Annotated in this window: 12 protein-coding genes and 3 tRNA genes; 4 read left to right on the top strand and 11 right to left on the bottom strand. The window is 31.1% G+C overall.

The annotated features are described in order from the left end of the window. Both Q0616_RS10715 and Q0616_RS10720 read right to left on the bottom strand, forming a co-directional pair. Positions 1-737: IS3 family transposase (locus Q0616_RS10715; protein WP_298776927.1), on the bottom strand; the 737-nt coding region annotated here is incomplete at its 3' end. A gap of 150 nt (positions 738-887) precedes the next feature. After that, positions 888-1,154, bottom strand: a complete 267-nt coding sequence (locus tag Q0616_RS10720; RefSeq protein WP_038336637.1) for a transposase — start codon at positions 1,152-1,154, stop codon at positions 888-890. A gap of 708 nt (positions 1,155-1,862) precedes the next feature. Between Q0616_RS10720 and Q0616_RS10725 the strand changes: the two genes are divergently transcribed. Together Q0616_RS10725 and Q0616_RS10730 are read left to right on the top strand one after the other, a co-directional pair. Next, on the top strand, positions 1,863-2,363 hold the full coding sequence (locus Q0616_RS10725; protein WP_284583902.1) for a YqiA/YcfP family alpha/beta fold hydrolase: 501 nt from the start codon (positions 1,863-1,865) through the stop codon (positions 2,361-2,363). A gap of 234 nt (positions 2,364-2,597) precedes the next feature. After that, a complete protein-coding gene (locus Q0616_RS10730; protein WP_260543644.1) occupies positions 2,598-2,849 on the top strand; it encodes a hypothetical protein in 252 nt (83 codons plus the stop codon). A gap of 62 nt (positions 2,850-2,911) precedes the next feature. Here Q0616_RS10730 and Q0616_RS10735 read toward each other — a convergent pair whose 3' ends face one another. The 6 genes from Q0616_RS10735 to Q0616_RS10760 form a co-directional block, all read right to left on the bottom strand. After that, positions 2,912-4,558, bottom strand: coding sequence for a Zn-dependent hydrolase (locus tag Q0616_RS10735; RefSeq protein WP_298776929.1), 1,647 nt, complete (start codon positions 4,556-4,558; stop codon positions 2,912-2,914). Positions 4,559-4,676: 118 nt separating this feature from the next. After that, positions 4,677-4,750, bottom strand: a tRNA-His gene (locus tag Q0616_RS10740). Positions 4,751-4,796: 46 nt separating this feature from the next. Then, a tRNA-His gene (locus tag Q0616_RS10745) sits at positions 4,797-4,870 on the bottom strand. 46 nt (positions 4,871-4,916) lie between these two features. Further along, positions 4,917-4,990, bottom strand: a tRNA-His gene (locus Q0616_RS10750). Positions 4,991-5,108: 118 nt separating this feature from the next. Next, positions 5,109-5,810, bottom strand: coding sequence for a bacillithiol biosynthesis deacetylase BshB1 (bshB1, locus tag Q0616_RS10755; RefSeq protein ID WP_260543650.1), 702 nt, complete (start codon positions 5,808-5,810; stop codon positions 5,109-5,111). Positions 5,811-5,813: 3 nt separating this feature from the next. Further along, the gene (locus Q0616_RS10760; RefSeq protein WP_171624002.1) at positions 5,814-6,410 is read right to left on the bottom strand and encodes a glutathione peroxidase; all 597 of its coding nucleotides are present in this window, start codon (positions 6,408-6,410) and stop codon (positions 5,814-5,816) included. Between the two features lie 263 nt (positions 6,411-6,673). On the opposite strand from Q0616_RS10760, the gene Q0616_RS10765 reads away from it, so the two are divergent. Further along, positions 6,674-7,735 (top strand): 3-oxoacyl-ACP synthase III family protein, encoded by a 1,062-nt coding sequence (locus Q0616_RS10765; RefSeq protein WP_225542819.1) that lies wholly within the window; start codon positions 6,674-6,676, stop codon positions 7,733-7,735. Between the two features lie 70 nt (positions 7,736-7,805). Here the strand turns inward: Q0616_RS10765 and Q0616_RS10770 are convergent, their stop codons facing one another. Next, positions 7,806-8,486 carry a metal-dependent hydrolase gene (locus Q0616_RS10770; RefSeq protein WP_171624000.1) on the bottom strand — a complete coding sequence of 227 codons (681 nt, stop codon included), beginning with the start codon at positions 8,484-8,486 and terminating at the stop codon, positions 7,806-7,808. 17 nt (positions 8,487-8,503) lie between these two features. Next, on the bottom strand, positions 8,504-9,430 hold the full coding sequence (menA, locus tag Q0616_RS10775; protein ID WP_298776930.1) for a 1,4-dihydroxy-2-naphthoate octaprenyltransferase: 927 nt from the start codon (positions 9,428-9,430) through the stop codon (positions 8,504-8,506). A gap of 88 nt (positions 9,431-9,518) precedes the next feature. On the opposite strand from menA, the gene Q0616_RS10780 reads away from it, so the two are divergent. Continuing rightward, positions 9,519-10,355, top strand: a complete 837-nt coding sequence (locus tag Q0616_RS10780; RefSeq protein WP_260543656.1) for a GH25 family lysozyme — start codon at positions 9,519-9,521, stop codon at positions 10,353-10,355. Positions 10,356-10,359: 4 nt separating this feature from the next. Here Q0616_RS10780 and Q0616_RS10785 read toward each other — a convergent pair whose 3' ends face one another. Then, positions 10,360-10,845, bottom strand: a complete 486-nt coding sequence (locus tag Q0616_RS10785; protein ID WP_260543658.1) for a hypothetical protein — start codon at positions 10,843-10,845, stop codon at positions 10,360-10,362. Positions 10,846-10,939 lie beyond the last annotated feature (94 nt).

The raw sequence follows: 10,939 nt of genomic DNA on the forward strand, positions 1-10,939 counted from the left end.
TTCCACTGATTATTACTACAATTATCTTGCTGAAATGTTGGAAATTCACTTGTATTCGGTTTATTTATTTTTCCATATTTCAACAAAAACTCGTGCGGAGTAAGGTATCCGAGGCTTGCGTGCGGTCTCTTATTGTTATACATCCACATCCAAGCTTGAGAGAATATGTTGAATTGCTTGATTGTTGAAAACATAAAACAATCCAAAACTTCTTGTCTAAATGTACGATTAAAACGTTCGATCAAACTATTTTGCGTCGGTTGACCAGGCTGAATATAAATCAATTCAATAGACTGATTATGACACCAATCTTTTAGAGCGTTTGCAATAAATTCTGGTCCATTATCGACTCTTATTCGCTCTGATTTTCCTCTCCATTGAATTAAATTCTCAAGCTCTCTTACTACTCGTCCAGAAGGCAAACTCGTATCAACGGCGATGGCTAAAATTTCTCGGTTAAAATCATCCAAAATATTCAATGAACGCACTTTTTTACCATTCTGCAAAGCATCCTGCTTAAAATCAATGCTCCACGTAATGTTATGATTAATCGGGCGCAAAAGTGGATCTTTTACCCGTGCTGATAATCGTTTCTTGCGTTTATTTCTCAAATTTAAACGCATCATTTTGTAAACACGATAAACGCGTTTATGGTTCCAAGTAAAGCCTAAATTTCGTAAACGATAATACATCATCCAAAAGCCCCAAGTTTGATGCTCGTTGGATAGAGCTATCAATTGAAAACATATTTTATCATCTTCATTTTTACAGACTTTTTGATAATAAAAAAACGGACGTTCTTAAACTAAATAGACGACAACCCCTGCGAGAACTTAGTTAATATTTTGCTTTTGAATACAACACCAATTCTCGTTTTTCACAAGGCGTTATAGCTTTTTTTCGATAACATCTTTTAAAACTACGTTTTCTAAAGTAAGCTCTGCTACAATTTTTTTATATTGGGACAATTGCTTCTCTAGTTCCTTTAATTGAGCTAATTGATGGGCTTCCATTCCGCCATATTTACTCTTCCATTTATAAAAAGTGGGTTGGCTTATTCCATGTTCACGACAAATTTCATTGACTGTTTTGCCTTGATTTTGTTCAGATAAGATCTTGACGATCTGAACTTCTGTAAAATTGCTTTGTTTCATAATTATCCCTAAGTTAATAAACTATATTTTTAAACGTTCCGTTTTTTAGGGAAGATTACAAATAAGGTAAAGATTTGAAGGGTTTTCCATGTAAATTTTTATACCTCAATTGGTAAAAAGGGTTTGTTTCTAAAGCTTCAAAAACATTTGCTAACTCAGCTTCAAAAGACTTTACAGCAGAAATAGAAAACTCGGAATAATAAGCAAAAGCTTGGTCGATATCCTATACAGCTTCAGGAGAAATGCGAATATTATAATTCATATTTTTTTCGCAATTCTTTCATAACATCTTTTGCATACAAAAAATTCTCCTTAGGTTCTTCTAAGCGTTGATCTAATATCTTTTCTTGTTCTTTTGTTAATTCAAAATTTTTTTCTTGATTATTTTTGAAAGTTAAAAAATCAATATAATTTTAACCTCTTCCAAAAAATAATCAGGAAGTTTTTTTAGTTTAGAATTGACATGTTTTAAACTTGTATCGTTCATAATTATATAATTAATAAAAAATATAAACTGTAAGCACTTTATTTACTACTAATTTACATTTAAGTTAGTGAATTAACTAATTCATTCAAAAAAAAATAAAAACGTAACGATCTTAAAATACATTTGAACGTGTATTTATTTTGTATTTTTACAACGTCAGACTTAACTCTTGGTTACTGAGTTTATCGAAGTAAAGTTTGACATTATAAAATATAAAACAAATGAAATTTGCATACTTACACGGCTACCAAGGATCTGTAACAGATGAAAAAAGAGCATATTTAGACTCATTAGGCGATTGCTTTGCACCATCTATTGATTATGATAATGCAACAACTTTAGTGCAAGATTTAATTGCTCAATTCAAAAAAGAACCGATCGAATTTATTGCAGGAACAAGTCTTGGCGGAATGATAAGTTATTATTTGGGACTGGTATTAAATATTCCTGTATTAATGTTCAATCCTGCTGTAATTGCTATAGAAAGACTTCAACCTTTTTTGCCTGAACAATTACTAAAAGCTATTCCTATAAAACAAAACTTAATTTTTACCGGTTTACAAGATGATGTCATCGAACCAAAATTTCAGATTGAATTTGTCGAAAATTTACAAAAACTAAACGGAAATATCGAACAAATTTTTGCTGCAAATATGACACATCTAATTACATTAGAAGAATTTGAAAAAGCTTTTGAAACGTTTTTAGAATCGAAGAAATAATTCATGACAATATTTCTTTTACTCTTTCAGTTTTTTTTATAATCATTATTTTAGGATTATCTTTTTTGATTAGAATAACGATGATGATTATTGGGTTTTGGAAAAATCCAATGAATAAAAAACAATTATTAAAAGGATTTTATTTATTATTCCATTAAACCTTCTTTGCTTTAAGAAGTTACTGACGGAAATATTGTAGGTACTTATAAAGTTTCTAAATCTTCTACGATTGATGTGAGTGATTTAGAAAAGATAAGATTAAGGCTTGATTCTAAAGGGAATTTCTATTTGAATGATAGAATTCCAAAAGTTAATATTTGTCAAAAGGGAAAATTTGAGTTTTCTCCAGAAATAGAAGAAATAAACGCAATGTCTTTTAGTTGTGGAGATACAATAAGTGTACAAGGAATAAAACGAAATTTCACCAATTTTGAAATTGAATTTATGATTGGAGATCCCGATAGTAATGAAACGATCTATTTTTAAAAAATAAATTAGAAAAGCCACTCTTGGAGTGGCTTTTAAATTTTGTATTGATATTTAACTTCTTACAATCCCAACATATTCGGACCTTGTTTAAATATGACATCCACTGGAATATTTTTTGTTTTCAAAACATCTAAATCTTGTTGTAAATCGCTATGAATTGTTCCTTTGTCAGCATATAATTTTTTAACACCATTGTAGTCACCATTTCCTTGCAACGTCAAAATCAATTCTGATAAGCCATTCATCGCTTGTTCCATTTTTACAACATTTACTTTGTAACGACCTCTCTCCGTTTTCACGAAAACGCCATTTTCTGCAAAATAATTAAATGCAATCATATTTGCTTGTCCATGAGCAGAGCTTGCACCAAAACGAACAGAACGTAAAATTCCTGCCAAAAACGTCACAAAATAATCTTCTTGAGTTCCTGTCAATTCTCCTTTTTTCAACAATTGATTCACCATATACAAGCCAAGAATATCTGCTTTTCCTTCTTCTAAAGCCGAATTCGCTTCTTTTAATGCATCTCGAACACTACCTTTTCCGTTCACTGTGTTTTTAATTCCTAATCCGTGTGCAACTTCATGAAACATTACATTTGAGAAAAACGCATCAAATTTTATATTTTTTTGTTGACTCTCATCAATTAAAGCGGTAGATATTGGAACTAAAATATTATCGAACTTCGCTTTCATCGCATTCTTCAATTGCAAACGACGTGTTCCTTTTTCTAATTGCACACGTTCGTCATTTGGTAAGTTAATCGCGATTGTTTTTCCTGCTGCATTACAATCTCCAGCATAATACACCACATCATACGCATTAAGATCGGAATCTGTTCCAGGAACTTCTTTCTTATAACTTGCAGAAACAGGTAGATTGCGTTGTAATTCTGGTAGGTATTGAACAAATTTTGCCAATTTTTTTGACCATTCAATATCTTTCACCAATATATAAGCGGAATAAGACGTTTTATAACCAAACAATTGATCTTCATAATTTTCGATTGGTCCAACAACCATATCAATGTTGGCATTTTTCATGTCCATCCAAGCCAAATCACTTGCATAAAAATCATCTGTCATCAATGCGGCAGCACGTAATTTTAAATATTTTTTTAATCCTGCATCCTCTGCTAATTCTGAAGCTTGCGTTAAATATTCAGCTGCTTTAGATAACTGATTTTTAAAATTTTCGTGGTACGGTATCGTATACAATTTACCTTCTCTATTTCGACGAACAATTGTATAGGGCGATTTACCATCTTTCAAATTAGCCTGTTCAAATTCCTCTTTCGTCATATCAATAGGATAAAACATTGCACCTGCAGGTTTTGCTCCAATTCCATTGACAAAAGGTGTTTCGTTATTCAACCTATCCCAAGGGCCATCGTTTATTTTTGCATATTCTTTGGCTTCTCCTTTGGTTTCGTCCATTAAATCTATTTTAGCACCGTATGCTTGTTGCCAAAATAAATCGTCCATAATATCAGCTGTTTTAAACATCAAACGTAAAATTTCTTTTTCGTTTTTTGTTAAATGCGATATATCTGTAGTTAATGGGAAACTTGCATATGTTTGATAGGCATATTCTTTTGTCATTTCTGTTGAAGTTTGAGTGGATTCTTTGACTGCTTTTTGAGTTGAACAAGAACTCAAAATTCCTGTAAAAGCAATCAATCCTAAAAATATTGATGATTTTTTCATTTCAAATGTTTTGGTAAAATTAAGAAGAATTTAATATGGTTTTTCAAAGAAAGGCTAAGTTTGAAAAATTCTATATAATAAAAAAATCTCAACTTCCAACGAAATTGAGATTTATAAGGGTGGATGATGGGTCTCGAACCCACGACCTCCGGAACCACAATCCGGCGCTCTAACCAACTGAGCTACAACCACCATTTGGTACGAATTTTATTTTAAAACTAAATTCTAAAGTTTTTTGGGTGGATGATGGGTCTCGAACCCACGACCTCCGGAACCACAATCCGGCGCTCTAACCAACTGAGCTACAACCACCATTTGGTACGAATTTTATTTTAAAACTAAATTCTAAAGTTTTTTGGGTGGATGATGGGTCTCGAACCCACGACCTCCGGAACCACAATCCGGCGCTCTAACCAACTGAGCTACAACCACCATTTGCCTTGTGAAATTATTGTTATTTAATTCCTCAATTGGACTGCAAATATAGCCTATTAATCGGTACTTGCAAATAATTTTCGCAAAAAAATAAAGGTTTTTTTAACCTTTATTTCTAAATTAAAGAATCTAAATTATTTACGCCAATATAACTTCTCGAAATAAAACCTTCTCCTGCCTCAGTTCCTATTAATCTTCCCAAATCATATGCACGATATCGAATAGAATCTGTAAAATTTTTGGATGAAATTGGCGTTTGTGGTTCGCTCGAATTTGGATCAAAGAATTGTGTTTTATAAGCCATACATGCTTCTACTTTCGTATCTATAAAACCTGAAATATCCACTACAAAATGAGGCTCTAATGGCAACCATTGAATATAATGAAAGTGTTTCTTAGGACGCCAAGCTGCTAAACCATTCTCTATCTTTGGCAATCCTGATAAAAAAATAGCGGTATTCACTAAATCTGATCCTTTTCCATGATCTGGATGTCTGTCATGCGGTGCATTACTCAAAATAATATCAGGTTGATATTTACGAATAACATCTACAATTTTCAATTGATTCTCTTTGTCATTCAAGAAAAAACCATCTGCAATCCCAAGGTTTTCTCTTACAACCACACCCAAAATATCTTTGGCATCATTTGCTTCTTCACGACGAGTTTCATCAGTACCACGAGTCCCTAATTCTCCTTTCGTTAAATCGAGAATTCCGACTGTTTTACCGTTTCTAATTTCTTTTGCTAGTGTTCCACCACATCCCAATTCTACATCATCAGGATGTGCTCCAATTGCAAGAATATCTAACTTCATTTACTATTTATTTAACCAATCTATTATTTGTTTGTCATCCGGTTTTACTTTTGATGAATAAGCAGTTTCTAACGTTCCATCTTCATTAATCAAAAATTTTGTAAAATTCCATTTCACTTCATGGTCAGATTTACCATTCAATGATTTTTTTGTTAAGAATTTGAAAATTTCATTTTGATTTTTTCCAATGACATCACTTTTCGACATCAAAGGAAATGTAACGCCATAATTTAATTTACAAAAATTAGCTATTTCTTCGTTATTATCAAATTCCTGTCCACCAAAATTATCTGATGGAAATCCTACAACAACCAAACCTTGATCTTTGTATTCTTGGTACAATTTTTCTAATGCATCATATTGAGGTGTATAACCACATTTTGAAGCTGTGTTCAAAATCAAGATTTTTTTACCTTTTAAATCAGCAAAATTAAAATCTTCATCATTGATATCCTTAAATGTATAATCGTAAATTTTATTCATTTTTTGTGGTGTTTTTGTGGTTTGTTGAATGGATTGTTTTTTAGAAACTGATTTCTTTGTTTCTTGCGCATTACAAGCTATAAACAATCCTAAAAATCCGATGAATAAGTATTTCATTGTGTATTATTTTTAACAAATTTAAAAAAAATCGACAGAAGTCTAAGTTAAAGATTTTTAAAATGTTTTATTAATTTATAATATAATATTCACTTTCTGTACTGATTAATAAAAAATCTTTATTTGCTTTATGAATATTTCATTTTTTTAAACAAAAATTAAAATATTTATATATGTCATAAGATTTACACTACCTTTAATACTTAATTAAATAAAAAAGCTTTTTACTGAAGAAGAGTTCTAAATTTAGTTAGACAGATTAAATGACAAGTAAAATAATTGGTGTAGGTAACTACATTCCCTCCGAAACAATCACAAATTTATTTTTTGCTCAACATAACTTTCTTGATGAAAAAGGAGTTGCATTAAAACAAAATAATACCATCATTGCAGAAAAATTAAAATCTATAACAGGTATAGAAGAAAGACGGTATGCCAACAATAATCAAGTTACATCAGATTTAGGTTTCATTGCCGCTAAACAGGCGATAGAAAACTCGGGAATAGATCCAGAAACATTAGATTATATCATTTTTGCACACAATTTTGGAGATGTAATTTCAGGTACAATTCAATCAGATTCAGTTCCAAGCTTAGCTTCACGAGTTAAACATCAATTGCAAATCAAAAATAATTATTGCGTTGCTTATGATGTACTTTTTGGTTGCCCAGGATGGCTAGAAGGTATGATACAGGCGAATGCCTTTATTAAAGCTGGAATTGCAAAAAGATGTTTGGTTATTGGCGCAGAAACCTTATCAAGGGTTGTTGATATCCATGATAGAGACAGCATGATTTATGCAGATGGTGCTGGTGCTGCAATATTGGAAATAAATAATCATGATGACGAAGGTTTAAAATCACATCTTTCAGCTTCATTCACTTTAACTGAAAAAGATTATCTATTTTTTGGAAAATCTTATAACACAGAAACTTGTCCAGATGTCAAGTATATAAAAATGATTGGACGAAAGATATATGAGTTTGCTTTATCGAATGTTCCTGACGCGATGAAAAAATGTTTTGATGAAAGTGGATATACGATTTCACAATTAAATAAAATCATTATTCATCAAGCAAATGAAAAAATGGATGAAGCTATTGTAAAGAGATTTTTTGATTTGTATGAACAACCTGTTCCTGAGAATATAATGCCTATGGTTATTGATAAATTAGGAAATAGTAGTGTTGCCACAATTCCTATCTTATTAAAAATGATTCTGAATGGTGAATTATCTTCACATCAAATAAACAAAGGCGATATTGTTCTATTTGCATCTGTTGGTGCAGGGATGAATGTAAATGCAATTGTTTATAAATTTTAATGAACTTGTTCCATAAAAAAATAAAAGCTCGTCCTCGGACGAGCTTTGTATTTATGGATAATATTTTTTTCTAAACGGTTAAATCTTCCCCGATTTCTAATAAAATCAATTGAATATGACGTGAAAAGAATATTGATTTAGCTTCAGCTTTATCAATTTTTATTGGAGGAAATGTATCATAATGATAACCTAAAACTTTAGTTGCTTGAACATATTCTGCCGCAATTGAAGCGCTTTTAGCACCCATTGTAAAATTATCCCCTATTGGTAAAATAGCTAAATCTAATTGACCAATTGTATCGGGAATCAGTTTCATTTCATACGTCAAAGCGGTGTCTCCTGCGATGTAAATACGCTTTCCTTCACTCTCGATAATATAACCATTTGGATCACCACCGTACGTTCCATCTGCGAAAGAACTCGAATGAAAAGCAATAGTAGATTGAATTGATCCAAAATCAAAATTAAATTTCCCACCTGTATTCATTCCGTGCGAATTCAAACCTTTTGCTGCATAATAACCAGCGATTTCAGCATTCGAAATAATTAACGCTCCTGTTCGTTTTGCCAATTCTTCTACATCATACACATGATCTTGATGTGCATGTGTTAAAACGATATAGTCAGCTTTTAAACTTTCGAAATCGATATGTTTAGCTAATTCATTTGGAGTAATAAACGGATCAACAACAATGTGTTTACCATTTGCTTCGATAGCCAAAGAAGCATGACCTAAGTATTGAATTTTCATTGTATATTATTTTGTGATTAACGCGTTAAAGTATCGATAAAGTCAAATCCAATTAAGCTATATCCCAATAAAACAGCAAAGAATAAAGCTAACATTGCGACTTGTTTCAAGAACGGATCATAATCTTTTGGATCTTTTACAGCAAAAATTTGACGACGAATAGCATTTGCAAAGAAGATTAAAATTAGGAATACTAATCCTGATAACTTTCCTGATTTTGCTGGAATCATCGTTACATAAAGGGCACTCAAAACAAAAGGAATTGTCATTAAAGCCATTTGATAATACTTACTATTCTGAAATCCAAGCTTTGATGCAATAGTGATTTTATTATTTTTGACATCATTTTTGACATCGCGCATATTATTCAAATTCAACACTGCTACACTCCAACATCCCATTGATGCAGCTGGTAACAAAATTTGCCATTGAAATACTTTTGAATATAAAAATTCACCTCCAACGACAGCTAAAATTCCAAAGAATAAAAAGACAAAAATATCTCCTAAACCAATATATCCATAAGGTTTTTTTCCCATTGTATAAGCCATTGCTGCAAAAATAGAAGCTACCCCTAATCCAAGAAATATATAAATATACTTCATGTCATGAGGATAAAAAGACACATACAATAATGCAGCAACGCAAATCAAAGAAATGACAACCATGATACCTATGGCAGTTTTCATTTGTTTTTGAGTAATCAAACCAGAAGCAACTGCACGTTGCTCTCCTACTCTATTTGCATCTGTTCCTTTTACAGCATCACCATAATCGTTGGCAAAATTTGACAATATTTGGAAAGCTAAAGTTGTTAAAAGTGATAAGAAAAATATATCATTTCGGAAGATTCCTTCTGATTTTGCAATAAATCCAGCTAACAATAATCCACTCAACGAAAGTGGTAAAGTGCGAAGCCTTGCGGCTAATATCCATTTTTTCATACCGAACAAAGATAATGAAGATTTTACTTTTTTTATCATCGAAAATTGAACTAATATTGCATAGATAATTTCTATTTCATCTACTAAAATGCCTCGTAAAAAAATAAAACAACAACCTTTTTACAAGAAGATAAAACCTTCGACCTATTTTATTGCGTTTGTTATTTTGTGTGTACTTTATTTTACGTATCGTTACCGCCATGGAATTCATTATTACTTTACAATTGTAGAAAAATCATTGAAAGGTGAAAAAATTACTGATGAAAAAGTAACGAAATATGACATCAGAAATATTGAGGTAATGGACAAATATTATCTCAAAACGTTTGGCGTGGATGTGTCCCAATATCAAGGTGAAATTGATTGGACGAAAATGCATACTATCTACAAATTGTACCCCATTAATTTTGCTTTTATCCGATCTACTATGGGAACATCGTCTGTTGATATTAGGTTTGAGGAAAATTGGAAAGAAGCAAAAGAAAATAATATTTTGCGAGGTGCTTATCATTTTTATCGACCTGATGAGAATTCGACTTTACAAGCTCAAAATTTTATCAATATAGTAAAATTAAAAAAAGGTGATTTACCTCCAGTTCTCGACATCGAAACCTTGCCAAAAACGCAATCGATGGAACGTTTGGTAGAAGGAATCAAGAATTGGTGCAAAATTGTGGAAGAGCATTACGATATCAAACCTATAATATATACCTCTGACAAATATTTTGAAGATTATTTACAAAATCATTTGGATGGCCACATCATTTGGATTGCCAATTACAATTTTTGGGTACAGGAAATGAAAGGTCATTGGAATTTTTGGCAGTTTACGGAAAAAGCAACTATAGAAGGTGTTAAACGATATAAAGTAGATGTCAATATCTATAACGGAACAATTGATGATTTGGAAGGTTTGACACTTTAAAAAATTAATGAATCAATTTTACAGCTCCTTTTCCATCATAAATCAATGTATCTTTTCTTATCATTAAAATAGTATTTTCTTCGATTATAGGGTAAAAATAACAATACTCACAATCTTTATCAGGTATCATTATACTGTCTGAGTATGATTTATTTTTATGAATCTCTACTATTATATAATCAGATAAATCACTTGGATTATTATCTAATATATCTACATGAGTACTTTTAAAAGTCTTTAAATCTTTATATCTATCTATAAAATCTAAGATGTAAAAATCTTTATAAATATTATTAATAGGATTACCTCCTTCATAACATAAATAATTATGTTTAGGCTTTAAAAAGCGAATTGATTCTTTTTCGGAGTTATTTTTAATTGTAAAGTGTATCATATTATTTTCTACTTTATCAACCCTTATTTTAATTTCTTCCTTAGTACAACTCAACAAACTAAATCCTAAAATTAAAAAGTAAATACTATATTTCATTGATAGCTAATTTACTTAAAGTAAATAAAAAAGCTCATCAAATTACACTGCCCCCAAAAAGTTAGACACTTTTGGGGGCATTTTTTATGGCAAG

The organism is uncultured Empedobacter sp. (assembly GCF_937930195.1).
GTDB lineage: Bacteria > Bacteroidota > Bacteroidia > Flavobacteriales > Weeksellaceae > Empedobacter > Empedobacter stercoris.